The following is a 19,469-nucleotide window of genomic DNA, read 5'->3' as shown; positions in this document are numbered from 1 at the left end:
GCACGTTATTGTGCGCCGCGGCGTGAACAATCGAGACACGGGCGGGGTGCGGCTGGCGCGCGGATGCCCGCGGTGGGTTCGTGTCTCACTCGTGCAGGGTACGGGCGCGATCCGCGTGAACGAGTGAGACACGGAGATGCCGCCCCCGGAGAGATGCCGCCCCCGCAGGGACGCCGCGGCCGGACGGATGCGGCGCGTGAGCGGATGCGGGCGGTCAGCGGTGGCGGAGACGGGCGGTCAGCGCCGCGCGGACCGTGGGCCACTCGCCGTCGATGATCGAGAAGACGACGGTGTCGCGCATCGTGCCGTCCGACCAGACCGTGTGGTTGCGCAGCACACCGTCCTGTTTGGCGCCGAGCCGGGCGATCGCGGCGCGCGACTGATGATTGTGCCAGTGGGTTCGGAACTCGACCGCCCCGCACCCGAGCTGGTCGAACGCGCGCTCCAGCAGCAGCAGTTTCGCGGCCGGGTTGATGCCGACGCCCTGCGCGGCGCGCCCCATCCAGGTCGAGCCGATCTCGAGCCGGCGGTTGGTCTCGTCGAGGTTGAGGTAGGTCGTCATGCCGACGGCGCGGCCGTCGCGCACCGACACGATCGCCCAGGGGGCGACGAGGCCGGCCCGCTGTCGTTCGAGTCGACTCTCGATCTCGTCCCGCATGCCGTCCGGCGACGGGATGCGGGTGTACCAGGTGCGCCAGAGCTCGTCGACCGCGACGGCCGCCGCGAGGTCGTCGGCGTGCTCGGGCCCCAGCTGCTCGAGACGCACGTGGGCGTTCTCGAGCAGCGGGGCGTCGGACCAACCGCTCACGAACGGGCGTCCAGCAGGGCGCGCACTCCGTCGCTGAGAGCCGCGATGCGCTCAGCCGCATCCGTCGCCGAATCCCCTCGGACATCCAGGTACGCCTTGAGCTTGGGCTCGGTGCCCGAGGGGCGCACGATGACGCGCGAGCCGCCCTTCAGGGTGTAGCGCAGCACGTCGCTCGCCGGGAGCGTCTCCGACCCCTGGCTGAGGTCCTCGACCGCCTTCACCTTCACGTCGCCGATGCGCGCCGGGGGATCCGCCCGCAGGCTCGTCATGATCGTGCCGATGATGGAAAGGTCCTGCACCCGCACCGAGATCTGGTCGCTCGCGAAGAAGCCGAACGTCCGGTCGAACTCATCGAGCAGATCCTGCAGGCTCTTCCCGGCGCCACGCGCCTCGCTCGCCAGCTCGAGCGCCGCGACAGCCGCAGAGATGCCGTCCTTGTCGCGCACGGTCTCGGGGTTCACGAGGTAGCCGAGGGCCTCCTCGAAACCGAAGATCAGCTCGGGCGCGCGCGAGATCCACTTGAAGCCGGTGAGGGTCGCGGTGAAGCCCAGGCCGTAGTGCTCGGCGACGGTCTGCAACCCGGGCGAGGAGACGAGCGAACAGGCGAGCGTCCCGGATGCGCCGGCCTCGGCCGTCTTGCGCGCCGCGCGCCAGCCGAGCAGCAGCCCGATCTGATTGCCGGTCAGGCGACGCCAGCCGCCCTCCGCATCCGCATCGGGCACGGCGACGGCGAGGCGGTCGGCGTCGGGGTCGTTGGCGATGATGAGCTCCGCATCCGCCTCCCGTGCCGTCTGGAAGGCGAGGTCCATCGCGCCGGGCTCTTCAGGATTCGGGAAGGCGACCGTCGGGAAACGCCCATCGGGCTCGGCCTGCGCGGCCACCTGAACGGGTTCGGGGTACCCGGCCGCGGCGACGATGCGCCCCAGCGTCTCGCCGCCCACGCCGTGCATGGCGGTGTAGACCCAGCGCAGTCCCTCGGCACCCGCAGGAGCGGGCCCGACGGCGGCGGTCGCGGAGACGTACGCCTCGACTACTTCCTCGGATGCGGTGCGGTATCCCAGCGAGCGGGGGATCTCGCTCGCCGAGACCTCTGTCGCGATGCGCGAGATCTCCGCCGCGATCTCACCGTCGGCGGGAGGAACGATCTGCGATCCGTCGTCGGCTCCGCCGAGGTACACCTTGTAGCCGTTGTCGTTGGGCGGGTTGTGGCTGGCGGTGACCATCACGCCCGCATCCGCATCCAGATGCCGGACGGCGAAGGCGAGGACCGGAGTGGGCAGGAGCCTCGGCAGCAGAACGGCGTCCAGCCCGGCACCCGCGAAGATCTCCGCCGAGTCGCGCGCGAAGACGTCCGAGTTGCGGCGTCCGTCGTAGCCCACCACGACGCGAGGCGTGTGGCCCTCGGCGGCGTTCGCCGCGAGGTAGGCGGCGAGCCCTGCGGCGGCCTGCGCGACGAGGACCCGGTTCATCCGATTGCTGCCCGCACCGAGCTCGCCACGCAGTCCCGCCGTGCCGAAGGCGAGGCGGGCGCCGAAACGATTCTCCAGCTCGGAGAGAGCGGATGCGTCGCCCGCATCCGCCGCGGTGAGCAGGTCGGTGAGCTCGTCGCGCGTCTCGGGATCGGGGTCCTGCGCGAGCCACGCGCGGGCGGCCTCCACGACGTCGCTCACAGCTGGCCGATCACACGGGCGAGAAGGTCGGAGATCACGGGCTCCGCCTCGCGGCCGGCCTCGATCACCTCGGCGTGGCTGAGCGGGGTGGGGGAGATGCCCGCGGCGAGGTTGGTGATGAGCGAGAAGCCCAGCACCTCCATCCCGGCCTGGCGCGCGGCGATCGCCTCGAGCGCGGTCGACATGCCGACGATGTGTCCGCCGATGATCTTGGCCATCTGCACCTCGGCGGGCGTCTCGTACTGCGGTCCGCGGAACTGGCAGTAGACGCCCTCGTCCAGGCCCGGATCGACCGTGCGTGCGAGATCCCGCAGGCGCGAGGAGTAGAGGTCGGTGAGGTCGATGAACGTCGCGCCCTCGAGCGGCGAGTCCGCCGTGAGGTTGATGTGGTCGCTGATCAGGACGGGCGTCCCGGGCTTCCAGTGGTCCTTGATCCCGCCGGCACCGTTGGTGAGCACCATGGTGCGTGCACCGGTCGCGGCGGCCGTGCGCACGCTGTGCACGACGCGGCGGGTGCCGTGGCCCTCGTAATAGTGCGTTCGCGCGCCGATCACTAGCACGTGCGTGCCGGAGGGTGTGCGGACGCTGCGAAGCGTGCCGACGTGACCTTCCAGCGCCGGCTTGCTGAAGCCGGTGACCTCCGGCGCTTCGATCGTCGCGACGGTCTCACCGATGAGGTCCGCGGCCTTGCCCCAGCCGCTGCCGAGCGTGAGGGCGATGTCGTGCTGGGCGACGCCGGTGAGGCGCGCGATGTCGTCGGCGGCGCGGCGGGCGATCTCGAACGGGTCGGCCGCCGGGTCGTCGAGCGGGTTGAGGGGGGTCGTTGCCATGTCCCCACCTTATGAACCCGACGCCCCGCGGGCCACATCGACGCTCTCCGCGCCCGCCGATTCGTCGGCGCGCGCCGTCGGGGGAGAGAATGAGCACCATGTCTGCGAGCTTCGAGAGCGCCCAGCGCGTCGCGATCATCGGTGGTGGCCCGGGCGGCTACGAAGCGGCGCTGGCGGCGGCCCAGCTGGGAGCCGAGGTGACGCTCGTCGAACGCGCCGGTGTCGGCGGGTCGGCGGTGATCACGGACGTCGTTCCCTCGAAGTCCCTCATCGCCACGGCGGATGCGGCTGTCGCCATCGCCGGAGCCAGCGATCTGGGCGTCCAGCTCTTCGCGAAGGACGGCACCGGCAAGCCCCTGCAGCCGCAGGTGGCGATCAACCTCGCGGCCGTGAACAAGCGGCTCCTCTCCCTCGCCCGTCAGCAGTCCGACGACATGCGCGCGTCGCTCGTGACGGCGGGCGTGCGCATCATCTCGGGCCATGGTCGCCTCGACGGGCCCGGCGCGGTGGTCGCCTCCACCGGTCCCGGCGGCACGGACTTCGACCGGGTGGAGGCTGACACGCTCGTCGTCTCCGTCGGCGCCTCCCCGCGGCAGCTCGCCACCGCAAAGCCCGACGGCGAACGCATCCTCACGTGGACCCAGCTGTACGACATGAAGACCATCCCCGAGCACCTCATCGTGGTGGGCTCGGGGGTGACGGGCGCGGAGTTCGCCTCCGCCTACATGAACCTCGGCGCGAAGGTGACGCTCGTCTCCAGCCGTGACCAGGTGCTTCCGGGTGAGGATGCGGATGCCGCGGCCGTGCTCGAGAAGGTGTTCGCGCGCGGCGGCATGACGCTGCTGGCCAAGGCGCGCGCAGAGCGCGCCGAGAACACCGGCGACGGCGTCCGTGTGACCCTCGCGGACGGCCGCACCATCGAGGGCAGCCACTGCCTCATGGCCGTGGGCTCCATCCCGAACACGGCGGGCATCGGCCTCGAGGAGGCCGGCGTCGAGACGACGGAGTCCGGCCATATCCGGGTGAACCGCGTCGCGCGCACCTCCGTGCCCAACATCTACGCGGCGGGGGACTGCACGACCTTCGTCCCGCTCGCCTCCGTCGCCGCGATGCAGGGGCGAACCGGGATCTTCCACGCCCTCGGCGACGTCGTCATCCCGCTCGAGCAGCGACGCATCGCGGCCAACATCTTCACCGCCCCCGAGATCGCGACGGTCGGCTGGCAGGAGAAGGACATCCGCGACGGCGCGATCAACGGCGTCGTGTGCAAGATGCCGCTTGCGGCCAACCCGCGGGCAAAGATGATGGGCATCAAGGACGGCTTCGTCAAGATCATCGCGCGCGAGGGAAGCGGAACCGTCATCGGCGGCACGATCGTCGGCCCGCGTGCATCCGATCTCATCTACCCGATCGCCATCGCCGTGGAGCGCCGTCTGACCGTCGACCAGGTGTCGCGCGTGTTCACCGTGTACCCGTCGCTGTCGGGCTCTGTGACTGACGCGATGCGAGCCATGCACGTGATCGAGCCGGCCACCGAAGACGAGGACTGATCCGGATGCGGCGACGCGCCGCATCCGGAGACGTCACCGCGCCGCGCTCTCGCGTCGTTGCCGCCACACTTCTGCGCGCCCGCCACAGGGAATGACTGTCGCATGTGCGCAGAAGTGGCGCAGCTGCGCACATGCGACGCAACTCGGGCATCCGGGCGGGCGGCCCGGGCGGGTCAGTTGATGGTCAGGAGCTGGTGCCCCGCGGAGACCGTGGTGCCCGCGGCGGCGTTGATCGCGCCGACCACGCCGTCCTTGTGCGCCTGGATCGGCTGCTCCATCTTCATCGCCTCGAGGACGACGACGAGGTCGCCCTTGACGACCTGCTGACCCTCCGAGACGGCGACCTTCACGATCGTCGCCTGCATCGGCGCCTTGACGGCATCGCCGGAGGCGCCCGCGTTGGCGGTCGTCTGGTGCGAACGGCGCGAGGGGGGCACGGCCGCAGGGCGACCTGTCTGCGCCGGGGCCGCGGCGATCCGGTCGGGCAGGCTCACCTCGAGACGCTTCCCACCGACCTCGACGACGACTGTGTGCCGCTGCTCGGGCTGCGCGATGTCGCCGAGCTCGCCGTCCCACGCCGGGATCTCGTTGACGTACTCGGTCTCGATCCAGCGCGTGTAGACGCCGAAGACGCCGTCTTCGGCGGTGAACGCCGGCTGACGCACGACATCGCGGTGGAACGGGATGACGGTGGGCAGGCCCGCGACCTCGAACTCGTCGAGGGCGCGACGGGCCCGCGCGAGCGCCTCCGCGCGGTCGCGCCCGGTCACGATCAGCTTCGCCAGCAGCGAGTCGAACGCGCCCGAGACGACATCGCCCGCGGTGACGCCCGAATCGAGACGGATGCCGGGGCCGCCGAAGGTCTTGAAGACCTTCACGGGGCCGGGCTGGGGCAGGAATCCGCGTCCCGGGTCTTCACCGTTGATGCGGAACTCGATCGAGTGGCCCACGGGAGCCGGGTCGTCGTAGCCGATCAGCTCGCCCTCGGCGATGCGGAACTGCTCGCGGACGAGGTCGATGCCGGTGACCTCCTCGGAGACGGTGTGCTCCACCTGGAGGCGGGTGTTGACCTCGAGGAAGGAGATCGTCCCGTCCGCGCCGATGAGGAACTCGCAGGTGCCCGCGCCGAGGTAGCCCACCTCGCGCAGGATGGCCTTGGAGGACTCGTACAGGATGCGGTTCTGCTCCTCGGTGAGGAACGGCGCCGGAGCCTCTTCGACGAGCTTCTGGTGGCGGCGCTGCAGCGAGCAGTCGCGCGTGGAGATCACGACGACGTTGCCTGCCGCATCCGCCAGGCACTGCGTCTCGACGTGGCGGGGCTTATCGAGGTACTTCTCGACGAAGCACTCGCCGCGTCCGAACGAGGTGATCGCCTCGCGGGTCGCGGACTCGAAGAGCTCCGCGACCTCGTCGAGCTCGCGCGCGACCTTGAGGCCTCGGCCGCCTCCGCCGTAGGCGGCCTTGATGGCGATGGGCAGTCCGTACTGCTCGGCGAAGGCGATGACCTCGTCCGCGCCGGAGACGGGACCGGGGGTCCCCGGGGCGAGCGGTGCGCCGACCTTCTCGGCGACGTGGCGCGCGGTGACCTTGTCGCCGAGCGCCTCGATGGCGTCGGGCGAGGGGCCGATCCAGGTGGCGCCTGCGCCGATCACCGCGCGGGCGAAGTCCGCGTTCTCGGCGAGGAATCCGTAGCCGGGGTGCACCGCGTCCGCACCGGCGCGCCGCAGGACCGACAGGATCTTCTCGATCGACAGGTAGGTCTCAGCGCTCGTGGTGCCCTCGAGGGCGTACGCCTCGTCGGCGAGACGCACGTGCAGCGCATCCCGGTCCTGGTCGGAGTAGACCGCGACGGAAGCGATCCCGGCGTCACGGGCGGCGCGGATGATGCGTACGGCGATCTCGCCGCGGTTCGCGATGAGGACCTTGGCGATGCGAGGCATGAGTGCCAGCCTAGCGAGAGGTTGCCGTGTCTTTTTGACCGAACTCCACAAGAACAAATAAATCTGTTCGGGAGAACCTACAACAGTCCCGACGTGGGTTCAGTCGGTGGAGGGTCCCCACAGATCCGTCCACACCACGCCGAGCTCGCGGCACAGCGCTCGCAGCGTGGAGAGCGACATTCCCACCACGGTCGACGGGTCGCCCTCGACGCGCGTGATGAAGGGCGCGCCGAGGCTGTCGACCGTGAACGCGCCGGCGACGAGCAGCGGCTCGCCCGTTGCCACATAGGCGGAGATCTCCGCATCCGTGACATCCGCGGCGAAGCTCACGGATGCCGCCGCGACGGCGTGCGCCTCGATCGGCGCGGCGCCGGGGGCGAGGCGGATCACGCTGTGCCCGGAATGCAGCACACCTGTGCGGCCGCGCATGTCGCGCCACCTGGCCGTGGCGGCCTCCGGCGTGTAGGGCTTGCCCAAGATCTCGCCGTCGAGCTCGAACATCGAGTCGCCGCCGATGACGACGCCGTCGAAGTCCTCGCCGTCCTCCTCGAGCGCGGCGACGACGGCCGCCGCCTTGCGCCGCGCGAGCAGCAGCACGTGCTCCGTGGGGGTGAGTGTGCGCCCCTCCGCGGCCTCGACGGCGGCGATCACCGCCTCCTCGTCGACGTCGGGAGCAGTGGTGCGCGGTTCGATCCCGGCCTGGCGAAGCAGCATGAGCCGGGCGGGCGATGTCGAGGCGAGGAGCACGCGCATCCCTCCACGGTAGCCCGTCGTCCGTGCGCGCCCGCCGGAGCGGGGGTCGCCGCCGGGCGCCGGGGAGCGGGCGTGTGCGAAGCTCGAAGGATGGATGCCGGAACGCACCTCGACCTGGAGATCACCGACGTCGCCCACGGCGGCGTGTTCGTCGCGCGGCACGGCGACGAGCGACGCGTCGTCTTCGTGCCGGACACGGTGCCGGGCGAACGGGTGCGGGTGCGCCTCACCGACACGTCCAAGAAGTCCTTCTGGCGGGCGGAGGTCGTCGAGGTCCTCGACGCATCGCCGCACCGGCAGCCGCATGTCTGGTCTCAGGCAGATCTTTCGGTGCCCGCCGAGAACCGCCCCGGCGGTGCGGACTTCGGTCACATCGTCCTGCCGGAGCAGCGGGCGCTCAAGCTCCGCGTGCTCGAGGACGCCCTGGCCCGCATCGGACGGCTGTCGATTCCGGCGACGATGGAGGCGGCGCACACGAATGCGAGCGGTGAGACCGAGAGTGCGGACGGCACCGGCTGGCGCACGCGGGTGAGCCTGCACGTCGACGCGGAGGGGAACATCGGTCCCTTCGGCGCACGCAGCCATCGGGTCGTGCCGGTTCGCGAGCTGCCGCTGGCGACCGCGGCCATCGGGGATGCGGCGGAGGCGCTCTCCGGAGCGCAACCGGGACGCGTGGAACTGGTCCAGCCCGCCGACGGCCGCGTGCGGGTGATCGCGCGGCCCGACGCACGTGAGCGTGCCGCGCGGCCCGAGGTCGTCACCGAGCGGGTCGGCGAGCGAGCGTTCCGTGTGGATGCGGGCGGATTCTGGCAGGTGCACCGACTGGCGGCCGGCACCCTGACGACACTCGTCGGCGACGCGCTCCACGAGGTCGGCGCGGATCCGGAGGGGTGGCATCTCGACCTGTACGGAGGCGTCGGGCTGCTCGCGGCGGCGATCGGGGACGCCGCAGGGCCCTCGGCCCGCATCACGAGCGTGGAGTCCAACGCCCGCGCCACCGAGCACGCGGGGCACAACCTGGCGCAGTGGGTGGGTGCACGGGCCGAGACGGCGCGCGTGGAGCGTTGGGTGGCCGACCTCGCGAACAACGCGAGCGGCGATCAGCGAGCGAGACTCGCCCGTGGCGTGGTCGTGCTCGATCCGCCCCGTTCGGGGGCCGGTAAGGACACGGCGCGCGCGATCGCCGGCCTGGAGCCGGATGCCATCGTCTACGTCGCGTGCGACCCCGTGGCGCTCGCGCGCGACCTCGCGGAGTTCCGCCTGCACGGCTACGAGGCCGAGGCGGTGCGCGGGGTCGATCTGTTCCCGCACTCCCACCACGTCGAGGCGGTCGCCACTCTGCGGCGGGCGGGCGCACGGCTAGCATGAGCGCATGACGCGCGTCGCCTTCATCGACGACCACGAGTCGGTGCGGCTCGGGGTGGAGGCCGCCTGCGCGCGCACCGGCACGACCGATGTCGTGTACTCCGGAGCATCCGTCACCTCCTACCTCGCGTGGCGCGCGGGGGGAGGCGAGCAGGCCGACGTCGTGGTGCTGGATCTCACGCTCGGCGACGGCACCACGGTCACCGAGAACGTCACCCGGCTGACGGGCGACGGGTCGGCGGTGATCATCTACAGCGTGGCCGACCGGCCCGCATCCGTGCGCGAAGCCCTGCTCGCCGGAGCGGCCGGCGTCATCAGCAAGGCCTCCCCGATCTCGGACGTCGTCGGAGCGATCGCGACCGTCGCCAGAGGGGACGTGCTGAACACCGTCGAGTGGGCCAGCGCGATCGAAGGGGACCGCGCCTTCGCCGACGCGCAGCTGTCGACGCGTGAACGCGAGGTGCTGAAGCTCTACGCCGCGGGACTCCCGCTGAAGATCGTGGCGGATCGCCTGGGCATCGCCTTCTCGACGGCGAAGGAGAACATCACGCGCATCCGCGTGAAGTACGTCGAGGTGGGCAGACCCGCTCCCACCAAGGTCGACCTGCTGCGGCGCGCGCTGGAGGACGGACTGCTCACGGAGCAGTCGGTGGGCGCCCATGACCGATAGCCGACCGTTACGGGTCCTCCGCGAAGAACTCGAGAGCACCGGCATCCCCGGCATCGCCTCGTTCACACGGGAGCGCGTGGAGCGAGTCATGGCGGTGTCGGTCGCCCTCGCCTTCGGCGCACTCGGTGCGCAGGCCTTCTTCGCCGCCCTCGGCGCGCAGGACGTGCGGGAGGGGTGGGAGCTCGCTCTCATGCTCGTGGTCTTCGTGCCGTTCGTGGTCATGGAGGTCACGTTCTTCAGCGGGCGGTTCACGCTCTTCGGCGGGCGCTTCTTCGTCGTTGCCTACACCGCATCGCTCGCCGTCTGGCCATGGGCCACGGCCGGGTCGGAGACGGCGATCACGTATCAGCCGTGGATCTACTTCCTGGTGACCGTCGCCACCGTGGCGAGCGTCATCGTCTTCCCGCGGCCCGTCCACGTCGCGATCACCGTGCTGCTCCCGTTCGCCTACGGACTCGTCCGGATGATCGAGCTGCGCTTCGTGGCCGATGCGTGGATCGCGGTGTCCTTGGACACCTCGTTCTCCCTCATTCTGGGCAGCGTCCTGATGATGCTGGCGTGGACGTTCCGCACCGCGTCCTCGACGATCGACGAGCGGCGCCTGCGCGCCGTGAGTTCGTACGCCCAAGCCGCCGCCGTGAACGCCACCGAGCGTGAACGCGTCGCGGTGGCGGCGCTCATGCACGACAGCGTGCTCGCGGCGCTGCTGGCCGCCGAACGCGCGGAGACGCCCCGTGAGCGCGATCTGGCGGTGTCCATGGCCCGCGAGGCGCTGACCCGATTGGCCAACACCGACCGCGATGTCGGCGAAGGCAGCGACGCCCCCGTGTCGGCGGAGGCGATCGTCGCCGACATCCGGCGGACGATCGATGACGCACGGTGCCCCGCCGAGCTCGTCGTCGACCTCGACCCCGACACCCCGGAGGTGCCCGGCCGGGTGGCGCGGGCGCTGGCTCTCGCAGCAGCCCAAGCCATCTCCAATGCGGTGGAGCACGCCGCGGGAGCCGGACTGATAGTGCGGGTGAGCGGCAGCGCCGAGCCCGGCCGCGTGGTCATCGTCGTCGCCGACAGCGGGCCCGGTTTCGACATCGACGAGGTGCCCGCGGATCGGCTCGGGATCCGCGCCTCCATCCTGGCCCGCGTGAGCGCGTTCGGCGGGAGCGCAGAGGTGGTCTCCTCCAAGGACGGAACCCGGGTCACGATGACGTGGCGGGCGGTGCGCCCGTGATCAGCATCCGCTTCGTCGTCATGATGCTCGGCCTCGCCTTCACGGGCTTCCTCGTCGCGCGCGCCTCCTGGATCACCGGCCCCGTCAGCGAGCCGCCGCTGCTGTGGACGGCGCTCATCCTCTTCCTCGTCGTCGCGTGGTTCTGCATCTTCTGGGGGATGACCTCCGGACTGCGCACGCGCAGCCAGGAGATCACCGTCGCGCGCGGCAGCAACCGGCTTCCCATGTGGCTGTGCGTGGCGGCGCTGCTGGTCTCCATGGTGCTCCCGCCGCTCATCTCCGCGGCGATCCCCCTCGAAGCCCGCACCGAGCAGTACGCCACGTGGTACATCGGAGGCCTGGGTGCGCTGATGACGATCCTCGTCATCCGCCGCAGGCCCTGGGCGGCGTGGAGCGGCACCGCGGTGCTCACCGGATGGTCGATGGTGCTCCTGGGCCCGATCCCCGCGCTCGGTCTCGGGTTGGTCGGTTCGGTGGTCTGGGTCACCGGAGCCCACTTCTTCACGTTCGCCCTGGACCGCGCGGCGCGCGACACCGAACGGCTCGGCGAACTGCAGCGCACCGCATCCGCCGTGCAAGCGGCGCAGGGGTCCCAACAACGGGAGCGTCGCATCCAGGTGCAGCGCGCACTCGCTGTCGCCGGTCCCGTGCTGGCGCGCACGATCGCGACGGGCGGGCGCCTGTCGGAGGACGAGCGCACCGATGCCCGCATCGCCGAGGGGCGGCTGCGCGATGAACTGCGCGGACCGCGCCTGCTGGACGCCGACGTCCGCGAAGCGCTGGATGCGGCGCGCCGGCGCGGTGCCATGGTCACCATGTTCGACGAGGGCGGGCTCGACGGGCTGGCCGAGGAACAGCTTCACGTCATCCGTGCCGAACTCGCCCAGACACTGCGCTCAGCGCGATCGGAACGCCTCTACATCAGGACATCGCCCGATGAGCGGGTCGCCGTCACCGTCGTCGGGCGCGCCTCGTCGACGCTCGGCCTGTCCGACGAGGACAGCGTCGACCTGTGGCGCGAGATCGAGCATCCGGCGGGCTGAGACCCGTGCTCCTGCACCCGGGCGCACGCGCACCGGGAAAAGGAAAGGAGACGAGGGGCGGCGAGTCGCTCGCCCCTCGTCTCCGGGCGAGTGGTTACCCGAAAACCACCCGCAAGATCGAACCCGGTTGGTGCACCCTGACGGTCAACGGGCCGATCGAACGCGAAGATGCGTTCCAGCTCCTCCAGTATGCGAAGGGGGTGCTGAGGTGTCTGTAGGTACTTTGGGGGACACCTTCGTGGGCGCTCCTTTGGGGGCGGCTCAGCCGCTGTATCCGCCCCATCCGGCCTCACGCCGCAGGGGCTGCCGGAGTCCGCGCTGAGACAGCGACCACGCGGAGCGGCGGATCGGATCCGCGGCCACCGCGCCCTGCTCCTCCTGCCGGTAGGCGGCGGCGACGACCGCGATCGCCGCGGCGAGTTCCACGTCGTCCGGGTTTCCCCGGCGCACGTCGATCCGCAGCGCCTCGCCGGAATCCTCGAGGGTCATAGCGGGATGTTCCCATGCTTCTTCGGCGGCAGGCTGGCGCGCTTGCCGCGCAGGGAGCGCAGCGCCTTCGCGATCGCGACGCGCGTCTGAGCGGGCTCGATGATCCCGTCCAACTCGCCGCGTTCGGCGGCGAGGAAGGGCGATGCCACGTTGTAGGTGTACTCGCTCGCCAGCCGGGCGCGCACGGCGGCGACGTCCTCGCCGGCCTCCTCGGCGCGCTTGATCTCGCCGCGGTAGAGGATGTTGACGGCTCCCTGCCCGCCCATGACGGCGATCTCCGCGGTCGGCCAGGCCAGGTTGATGTCCGCCCCCAACTGCTTGGAGCCCATCACGATGTAGGCGCCGCCGTAGGCCTTGCGCAGGATCACGGTGACGAGCGGGACCGTCGCCTCGGCGTAGGCGTAGAGCAGCTTGGCGCCGCGGCGGATGACACCCGTCCACTCCTGGTCGGTGCCGGGCAGGTAGCCCGGCACGTCCACGAGCGTCACGATCGGGATCGAGAACGCGTCACAGAACCGGACGAAGCGGCTGGCCTTCTCTCCCGCGTCGATGTTGAGCGTGCCCGCCATCTGCGACGGCTGATTCGCGATGACGCCGACCGTGCGGCCCTCGACGCGGCCGAAGCCGATCACGATGTTCGGGGCGAAGAGAGGCTGGACCTCGAGGAACTCCCCGTCGTCCACCACGTGCTCGATGACCTGATGGATGTCGTAGGGCTGATTCGGCGAGTCGGGGATCACCGTGTTGAGCGCGCGGTCCGCATCCGTCGTCTCGAACTCGAAGGCGCCCTCGTAGCCCGGGACCTCCGACATGTTGTTGTCGGGGAGGAAACCGATCAGGGTGCGGGCGTAGTCGATCGCGTCGTCCTCGTCCTCTGCGAGGTAGTGCGCGACGCCGGAGCGGGTGTTGTGCGTGAGGGCCCCGCCCAGCTCCTCCATGCCGACATCCTCGCCCGTGACGGTCTTGATGACGTCGGGTCCGGTCACGAACATCTGGCTCGTCTTGTCGACCATGATCACGAAGTCGGTGAGGGCGGGGGAGTACACGGCACCACCCGCGGCGGGGCCCATGATGAGCGAGATCTGGGGGATCACGCCGGACGCCGCGGTGTTCAGGCGGAAGATCTCGCCGTACTTGCCGAGGGCCACCACGCCCTCCTGGATGCGGGCGCCGCCCGAGTCCAGGATGCCGATGCAGGGGCAGCCCGCGCGCAGCGCGAACTCCATGATCTTGATGATCTTGTCGCCCGCCACTTCGCCGAGCGAGCCTCCGAAGGTGGAGAAGTCCTGCGCGTACACGGCGACGGTGCGGCCGTGGATGGTGCCGGTGCCGATCACGACGGAGTCGCCGTAGGGGCGCGAGCGCTCCATCCCGAAGGCCGTCGTGCGGTGACGCACGTACTCGTCCATCTCCACGAAACTGCCGTGATCGACCAGCAGCTCGATGCGCTCGCGCGCCGTGAGCTTGTCCTTCGCGTGCTGTTTCGTCTGCGCGTTCTTCTCGGCGTTGACGACCGCTTCCTGGTAGCGCTGGCGCAGGTCGGCGATCTTGCCTGCGGTGGTCGAGAGGTCGGGGCTGTCCGTCACGCGTTCCACCCTATCGGCGCCGTCTCCCCTGGCGTTGGAGGGTGTCGACAGGGGTGTGCCGCATCCGCTGTCGTCTGTCTCCGATGCCGTCGCCGTGAGGGGAGAGCCCCGGCTGTCAACGGGGGAGTCCGATCCGGGGCCGCGAGTAGGGTGTGGGCCATGCCGATCCCCGCCGATGGATACCCGCTCGCCGCCGCCGTCAGCCCCCGGGTGCAGGTCGTCGAGACGACCGACTCGACGAACGCGGATGCGGTCGCCGCCGTCCTGGCGGACGATGCCGGATGGCCGCACCTGTCCGTTCTGGTCACGACCGACCAGCGCCGAGGCCGCGGCCGGCTGGATCGCACCTGGGTCACGCCCGCCCGCACGGCGCTCGCCGTCTCCGTGGTGGTGCGCGTGGGCGCTCTGCCCGTTCATGCTCGGGGGTGGATCCCGTTGATCGCGGGCGTCGCGATGACGCGCGCGATCGCCGCGCAACTGCATGGCATCCCCCAGGCGGTGGGGCTCAAGTGGCCGAACGATGTGCTCGTGGAGGGGCAGAAGATCTGCGGCATCCTGGCAGAGGCGGTGCCCGGCGAGTTCGACGCGGTCGTGGTCGGCGCGGGGGTCAACACGCGGATGCCGCGCGTCGATCTGCCCGTGGCGACGGCGATCTCCTTCGCCGCTCTCGGACAGGAGGCCGATGAGGACAGGCTGCTCGCCGACTATCTGAGCGGTCTCGACCGTCTGCTCACGGATCTCATCGACGCCGAGGGCGACGCGGTCGCGGCGGGCGTGCTGTCCGCCGTCGAGAGCGTCTGCACGACGCTGGGCGGCGACGTCGTGGTGTCGCTGCCGGACGGCACGACGCTCGAAGGTCGCGCCGAGCGCATCGATGCGCAGGGGCGATTGGTCGTCGCCGCGGGCGGTGCGGAGATCCCGGTGGCCGCAGGAGATGTCACGCACGTCCGATAGACGGCGCACCCGTCGCGGGGTGGCGGGCGTGTGAGCCGCGTGCGCGCGGCGCTGCAGGGCACAATGGGAACGTGACGCAGCCGACCGGATTCGGGGTCCGCCCGCCGACACCCGCTCCCGGTGTCGCGGCGCCGGAGCGTCGTATCGTGCGCACCCGCAGGCATGCCCGGCGGCTCCTGTGGTGCGCCCTCGTGCTCATCGGCGTCTCCGGAGCCGTCGGCTACCTCCTGGGGAATCTCCCGGCGCCGTTCGAGGACTGGATGCTGGTGCTCGCCGCGGCGCTCGTCGTCGTCGTGCTCGTGGTCGTCCCCTTTCTCGCCTGGCTCTCGCACACCTACACGGTCACGACGCGTCGCGTCATCGAGCGCTCGGGCGCCTTCGGGCGCCGCTCCCGCGAGCTCAGCCACGTCCGCGGGTACCGCATCACGGTGCGCAGAGGGCCGCTGCAGCGGCTGTGGCGCACCGGGACCTTGATCCTCGATGACGGCGTGGAGGAGCCGCTCGTCATCCGCCGCATCCCGCAGGTGCAGTTGCTGCACGAGGTGCTCGTCGACCAGGTCGAGGTCAACCAGATCCTCGCCCACCGCGACGCCCAGCCGCTTCCCGCGCCGCCCGGCGCCCCCGCCTGATCCGCCGACGCGCGTGCAGCGCCCGCCCCGGTCGCCCGCGTGAGGAAGAATGGTCAGCGTCCGGAAGGGGAATCATGGCGGTGCGTGTGGGAGTCGTGGGCGGCGGACAGCTTGCCCGGATGATGATCGCCCCGGCAGCGGAGCTCGGTCTCGAGATCCGCGTGCTGGCCGAGTCCGAGGGGATGAGCGCGGCGCTCGCCGCGACGGCGGTGGGCGATTACCGCGACCTCGAGACGGTGCGCGCCTTCGCCCGCGACGTGGATGTGCTGACCTTCGACCACGAGCACGTGCCGCAGGACGTGCTGCGCGCTCTCGTCGCCGACGGCATCGCCGTGCATCCTGGCCCCGACGCGCTCCGGTTCGCGCAGGACAAGCTCGAGATGCGAGAGCGACTGGCGGAGCTCGGCATGCCCCAGCCCGACTGGGCGCGCGTGGAGAACACCGACCAGTTGCAGGAGTTCCTCGATGACCACGGCCATCGCGCGGTCGTGAAGACGCCGCGCGGCGGCTACGACGGCAAGGGTGTGCGCGTCGTGTCCGCGGCGACCGAAGCGCAGGACTGGTTCACGGCGCTCGCCGAGGATGCCCGCGGCGGAGCTCTCCTGGTCGAGGAGCTCGTCGACTTCCGCCGCGAGCTGGCGCAGCAGGTCGCGCGGCGGCCCTCCGGCGACATCGTCGCGTACCCCGTCGTCGAGACGGTCCAGCGCGACGGCGTCTGCGCCGAGGTCGTGGCTCCCGCGCCCCGTGCGCAGGGCCGCCTGGCCGCGGAGGCCGAGCGCATCGGCGTCGCGATCGCGGACGGCCTCGGAGTCACCGGGATGCTGGCGGTGGAGCTGTTCGAGACCACCGACGAGCGGCTGCTCGTCAACGAGCTGGCGATGCGTCCGCACAACAGCGGCCACTGGAGCCAGGACGGCGCGGTCACGAGCCAGTTCGAGCAGCATCTGCGCGCCGTGCTCGATCTCCCGCTGGGCTCGGCAGACGCGCGCGCGCCGTGGTCGGTCATGATCAACATCTTGGGCGGGCCCGCCGACGGGACGCTCGAGGACCGCTTCGATGCGGCGATGTCCGCGCATCCGGCGGCGAAGGTGCACACCTACGGCAAGGCGCCGCGCCCCGGTCGCAAGGTGGGGCACGTGAACGTCGCCGGCGACGACCTCGACGACGTCGTCTACGAGGCGAGGGCGGCCGCCGCGCACTTCCTGGACTGACGGCTCCGACCTCGCGCGCCGTTGCGGTGATCTTCCAGTGATGCCGCCTAGCCTTGACGGGTGACCCGGCCGCTGCATTCCTCCGAGGCGCCTCTGGTCGGCGTCGTCATGGGCTCCGATTCCGACTGGCGTGTGATGAACGAGGCTTCGGCCGCTCTCACCGAGTTCGGTATCCCGCACGAGGTGGAGGTCGTCTCGGCGCACCGCACACCCGAGAAGCTGCATCGTTACGGCGTCGAGGCGCGATCGCGCGGCCTGCGGGTCATCATCGCCGGCGCGGGCGGAGCCGCGCACCTGCCCGGAATGCTCGCATCCGTGACACCGCTGCCCGTCGTCGGAGTCCCCGTCCCGCTCGCGACGCTGGACGGGTTGGATTCGTTGCTGAGCATCGTGCAGATGCCGGCCGGGATCCCGGTCGCGACCGTCTCGATCGGTGGGGCGCGCAACGCCGGAATCCTCGCGGCGCGGATCCTCGGTGCATCGGATCCCGGCATCGCCGATCGCCTCGAGTCGTACGCGCGCGAGCTCGAGCAGGTCGTCGAGCAGAAGAACCAGCGGCTGAAGGACTCGTTGTGAGCGCGGTGAGCCCGCCCCGCCCCGGGCGGCGCCAGGCCGCCGCACCGGTGGTGAACCCCTATCCGCTCCGATATCCGGACAGCTCGTCACGTGCCGTGATGACGCGACGCGCATGGTGGCTCGTCGTGCTCAACTTCCTGGTTCCGGGCTCCGCTCAGGCACTGGCGGGCAACCGGAGGCTCGGACGGTTCGGCCTCGGCGCGACGTTGCTGCTCTGGGCACTCACGCTCGTGTGCGCGGTGATCGCGCTGGTCGATGTCGGGACCTTCGTCGACCTCGCGACGGGGGCCTGGGTGCCGGGATGGCTGGTACTGCTCCGGCCGGTGCCCATGCTCGTCGTGCAGGGGATCCTGTTCCTCTACGCCGGGCTGTGGATCGTCCTGACGATCGACACCCTGCGTCTCGTCCGGCTCGTGAAGATCCAGCCCTGGGCGCGGCTGGCCACCTCGATCGTCGCCATCGCCGCACTGGTGCTCTCCAGCGCGGGGGCGGTCTGGGCATCGAACTCGGTCGGCGCTGCGCGCGACGCGCTCGGCTCGGTCTTCACCCAGACCGGGCCCGCTGTGGAGCCGGTCGACGGCTACTACAACATCCTCCTGCTCGGCGCCGACAGCGGCGAAGGCCGCGACTCCATGCGCTTCGACAGCATCTCGGTGGTCTCGATCAACGCCGACACGGGCGCGACGACGATCTTCGGAATCCCGCGGGACATGCCGAACTTCCCGTTCGCCCCGGGGCCGATGCAGGACAAGTACCCGAACGGCCACGAGTCCCACCCCAGCTCCACGTGCGGGTGGGGCAGCGGCATCAACCAGCTGCGCACCGAGGTCGAGGTCTGCCAGGACGGCAATTCGATCTATCCGGATGCGGTCGCCAACGGCTCCGAGCCCGGGGTCGAGGCGACGAAGGACGCGGCGGAGGGGATCCTCGGCATCCAGATCCCGTTCTACGCGTTCATCGATATGGACGGTTTCGCCGCCCTGATCGACGCCCTGGGTGGTGTCGACATCAACGTGACCGAGCGTCTGCCGAAGGGCGGCGGTCCCGCTTACGAGGGACAGAGCGCCGAGGAGTGGGCGATCGGGTGGATCGAACCCGGCGAGCAGCACATGGATGGCGACACCGCCCAGTGGTACGCCCGATCGCGCTACACCACGAACGACTGGGACCGCATGCTGCGTCAGCGTCAGCTGCAGGAGGCGATCCTCGCCCAGTTCACCCCGGGCAACGTCCTCAGCAGGTTCCAGGATGTTGCGGCGGCCGGCACGCACCTCGTCAAGACGGATGTCCCGCAGACCATGCTCGGGTACTTCGTGGAGCTCGCGATCAAGGCGAAGGAGCAGCAGGTCACCTCGATCGAGCTGACCCCTGAGGGCGGTATCGATGATCGCCATCCCGACTACGACAAGGTGCACCAGATCGTTCAGCAGGCGCTGTACCCGCCCACGCCGTCCCCGGCTCCGCAGGGCTGAGAGCCTACCGGCGCGGCGAGCTCCCAGAAGCGGGCGTGAACGGATGGGTAGTCTCGAAGGATGACCGTCACGCTCCGCCTCGTGCTCGATCAGCTGATCGATGTGGTCGATCCGGACGCCGCCGAAGCCGCGCGGGAGATCGCCGCAGCTCTCGTGAGGACCGCGCCACGCGGATGCGCCGTGGGTGCGATCGTGCCGGCGGGGGCGGAGAACGCCGCGGCTGAGATCGCGGGACTGGCAGACGTCTGGCGCGCCCCCCTGGCGCGACCCGCTTTGGCTGCGTCCTGGCAGCTCGGGATCGCACCCGGGATCGGCGGAGGACTCATCCATGCGCCGGGGCCGCTCGCGCCGCTGGTGCGTCACGATCGCGTCAACGACAACGATCAGACCGTCGTGACGCTGTGGGAGCTGTGCGCGTGGGAGATCCCTGGCGATCTTCCGCGCGGCGCAGTCGCCGCCCAGCGGGCCCTCATGAGACGCACCGAGAAGTTCGCCGACGCCGTGGTCGTCCCCACCCACGCGCTCGCGGCGAAGCTCGGCGAGGTCGCCCCGCGACTGGCCGGTCGTGTGCGCGTCATCCCCGGAGCCGCGCCCCAGGGCTTCACGGTTCCGTCGGACGCGGTCGGGCGGCGTCGCGAGCTCGGCGTCGCGGAGGACGTCATCGTCGTGGCAGGTTCCCGGTGCGACGACGCCGC

The 19,469-nt window shown here is 70.8% G+C and carries 17 protein-coding genes; 10 read left to right on the top strand and 7 right to left on the bottom strand.

From position 1 onward, the window contains the following. Positions 1–214 precede the first annotated feature (214 nt). The 3 genes from QE377_RS03185 to QE377_RS03175 are packed head-to-tail and all read right to left on the bottom strand — an operon-like array spanning position 215 to position 3,308. Positions 215–808, bottom strand: a complete 594-nt coding sequence (locus QE377_RS03185) for a GNAT family N-acetyltransferase (protein ID WP_307319645.1) — start codon at positions 806–808, stop codon at positions 215–217. Beyond that, complete coding sequence (locus QE377_RS03180) at positions 805–2,478, bottom strand: phospho-sugar mutase (RefSeq protein WP_307319643.1); 1,674 nt, start codon at positions 2,476–2,478, stop codon at positions 805–807. Before QE377_RS03180 ends, QE377_RS03185 begins: the two co-directional genes overlap by 4 nt. Then, positions 2,475–3,308: a purine-nucleoside phosphorylase gene (locus QE377_RS03175; RefSeq protein WP_307319641.1), complete on the bottom strand. Its 834-nt coding sequence runs from the start codon at positions 3,306–3,308 to the stop codon at positions 2,475–2,477. Before QE377_RS03175 ends, QE377_RS03180 begins: the two co-directional genes overlap by 4 nt. 89 nt (positions 3,309–3,397) lie before the next feature. Here QE377_RS03175 and QE377_RS03170 point away from each other — a divergent pair, with 89 nt between their 5' ends. Further along, positions 3,398–4,858 carry an NAD(P)H-quinone dehydrogenase gene (locus tag QE377_RS03170; RefSeq protein ID WP_373459509.1) on the top strand — a complete coding sequence of 487 codons (1,461 nt, stop codon included), beginning with the start codon at positions 3,398–3,400 and terminating at the stop codon, positions 4,856–4,858. 173 nt (positions 4,859–5,031) lie between these two features. On the opposite strand, the gene QE377_RS03165 is transcribed toward QE377_RS03170, so the two are convergent. Together QE377_RS03165 and QE377_RS03160 are read right to left on the bottom strand one after the other, a co-directional pair. Then, on the bottom strand, positions 5,032–6,798 hold the full coding sequence (locus tag QE377_RS03165; RefSeq protein WP_307319638.1) for a biotin carboxylase N-terminal domain-containing protein: 1,767 nt from the start codon (positions 6,796–6,798) through the stop codon (positions 5,032–5,034). Between the two features lie 99 nt (positions 6,799–6,897). Next, on the bottom strand, positions 6,898–7,551 hold the full coding sequence (locus QE377_RS03160; RefSeq protein ID WP_307319636.1) for a nucleoside triphosphate pyrophosphatase: 654 nt from the start codon (positions 7,549–7,551) through the stop codon (positions 6,898–6,900). Between the two features lie 90 nt (positions 7,552–7,641). Between QE377_RS03160 and QE377_RS03155 the strand changes: the two genes are divergently transcribed. The 4 genes from QE377_RS03155 to QE377_RS03140 are packed head-to-tail and all read left to right on the top strand — an operon-like array spanning position 7,642 to position 11,857. Next, a complete protein-coding gene (locus tag QE377_RS03155; protein ID WP_307319635.1) occupies positions 7,642–8,919 on the top strand; it encodes a class I SAM-dependent RNA methyltransferase in 1,278 nt (425 codons plus the stop codon). A gap of 4 nt (positions 8,920–8,923) precedes the next feature. Beyond that, entirely contained in the window at positions 8,924–9,586 is a 663-nt protein-coding gene (locus QE377_RS03150) for a response regulator transcription factor (RefSeq protein WP_307319633.1), read from the top strand. Further along, entirely contained in the window at positions 9,576–10,814 is a 1,239-nt protein-coding gene (locus tag QE377_RS03145; RefSeq protein WP_307319632.1) for a sensor histidine kinase, read from the top strand. Before QE377_RS03150 ends, QE377_RS03145 begins: the two co-directional genes overlap by 11 nt. Then, positions 10,811–11,857, top strand: coding sequence for a hypothetical protein (locus QE377_RS03140; protein WP_307319631.1), 1,047 nt, complete (start codon positions 10,811–10,813; stop codon positions 11,855–11,857). Before QE377_RS03145 ends, QE377_RS03140 begins: the two co-directional genes overlap by 4 nt. A 261-nt stretch (positions 11,858–12,118) precedes the next feature. Here QE377_RS03140 and QE377_RS03135 read toward each other — a convergent pair whose 3' ends face one another. Together QE377_RS03135 and QE377_RS03130 are read right to left on the bottom strand one after the other, a co-directional pair. Further along, a complete protein-coding gene (locus QE377_RS03135) occupies positions 12,119–12,346 on the bottom strand; it encodes an acyl-CoA carboxylase epsilon subunit (protein WP_307319629.1) in 228 nt (75 codons plus the stop codon). Beyond that, positions 12,343–13,932 (bottom strand): acyl-CoA carboxylase subunit beta, encoded by a 1,590-nt coding sequence (locus QE377_RS03130; RefSeq protein WP_373459508.1) that lies wholly within the window; start codon positions 13,930–13,932, stop codon positions 12,343–12,345. Before QE377_RS03130 ends, QE377_RS03135 begins: the two co-directional genes overlap by 4 nt. Before the next feature lie 159 nt (positions 13,933–14,091). On the opposite strand from QE377_RS03130, the gene QE377_RS03125 reads away from it, so the two are divergent. From QE377_RS03125 to QE377_RS03105, 5 genes are all read left to right on the top strand, one after another. Then, positions 14,092–14,886, top strand: coding sequence for a biotin--[acetyl-CoA-carboxylase] ligase (locus QE377_RS03125; RefSeq protein WP_307319625.1), 795 nt, complete (start codon positions 14,092–14,094; stop codon positions 14,884–14,886). A gap of 71 nt (positions 14,887–14,957) precedes the next feature. After that, the gene (locus QE377_RS03120) at positions 14,958–15,515 is read left to right on the top strand and encodes a PH domain-containing protein (protein WP_307319623.1); all 558 of its coding nucleotides are present in this window, start codon (positions 14,958–14,960) and stop codon (positions 15,513–15,515) included. Positions 15,516–15,589: 74 nt separating this feature from the next. Then, positions 15,590–16,726, top strand: coding sequence for a 5-(carboxyamino)imidazole ribonucleotide synthase (locus QE377_RS03115; RefSeq protein ID WP_307319621.1), 1,137 nt, complete (start codon positions 15,590–15,592; stop codon positions 16,724–16,726). A gap of 108 nt (positions 16,727–16,834) precedes the next feature. Continuing rightward, positions 16,835–17,302: a 5-(carboxyamino)imidazole ribonucleotide mutase gene (gene purE / locus QE377_RS03110; RefSeq protein WP_307325849.1), complete on the top strand. Its 468-nt coding sequence runs from the start codon at positions 16,835–16,837 to the stop codon at positions 17,300–17,302. Next, entirely contained in the window at positions 17,299–18,774 is a 1,476-nt protein-coding gene (locus QE377_RS03105; RefSeq protein WP_373459507.1) for an LCP family protein, read from the top strand. The genes purE and QE377_RS03105 overlap by 4 nt, the downstream gene beginning before the upstream one ends. Positions 18,775–19,469 lie beyond the last annotated feature (695 nt).

This window comes from Microbacterium sp. SORGH_AS_0862, assembly GCF_030818795.1.
In the GTDB taxonomy this organism is placed as follows: domain Bacteria; phylum Actinomycetota; class Actinomycetes; order Actinomycetales; family Microbacteriaceae; genus Microbacterium.
The sequence above is the reverse complement of the archived record's forward strand: the minus strand, read 5'-3'. Positions and strand labels throughout refer to the sequence as shown.

Coding starts and splice junctions, on each gene's coding strand:
- QE377_RS03170 (WP_373459509.1), top strand. CDS start 3,398: ATGAGCACCATGTCTGCGAGCTTCGAGAGCGCCCAGCGCGTCGCGATC.
- QE377_RS03115 (WP_307319621.1), top strand. CDS start 15,590: ATGGCGGTGCGTGTGGGAGTCGTGGGCGGCGGACAGCTTGCCCGGATG.
- purE (WP_307325849.1), top strand. CDS start 16,835: ATGGGCTCCGATTCCGACTGGCGTGTGATGAACGAGGCTTCGGCCGCT.
- QE377_RS03160 (WP_307319636.1), bottom strand. CDS start 7,551: ATGCGCGTGCTCCTCGCCTCGACATCGCCCGCCCGGCTCATGCTGCTT.
- QE377_RS03145 (WP_307319632.1), top strand. CDS start 9,576: ATGACCGATAGCCGACCGTTACGGGTCCTCCGCGAAGAACTCGAGAGC.
- QE377_RS03125 (WP_307319625.1), top strand. CDS start 14,092: ATGCCGATCCCCGCCGATGGATACCCGCTCGCCGCCGCCGTCAGCCCC.
- QE377_RS03175 (WP_307319641.1), bottom strand. CDS start 3,308: ATGGCAACGACCCCCCTCAACCCGCTCGACGACCCGGCGGCCGACCCG.
- QE377_RS03150 (WP_307319633.1), top strand. CDS start 8,924: ATGACGCGCGTCGCCTTCATCGACGACCACGAGTCGGTGCGGCTCGGG.
- QE377_RS03135 (WP_307319629.1), bottom strand. CDS start 12,346: ATGACCCTCGAGGATTCCGGCGAGGCGCTGCGGATCGACGTGCGCCGG.
- QE377_RS03165 (WP_307319638.1), bottom strand. CDS start 6,798: ATGCCTCGCATCGCCAAGGTCCTCATCGCGAACCGCGGCGAGATCGCC.
- QE377_RS03155 (WP_307319635.1), top strand. CDS start 7,642: ATGGATGCCGGAACGCACCTCGACCTGGAGATCACCGACGTCGCCCAC.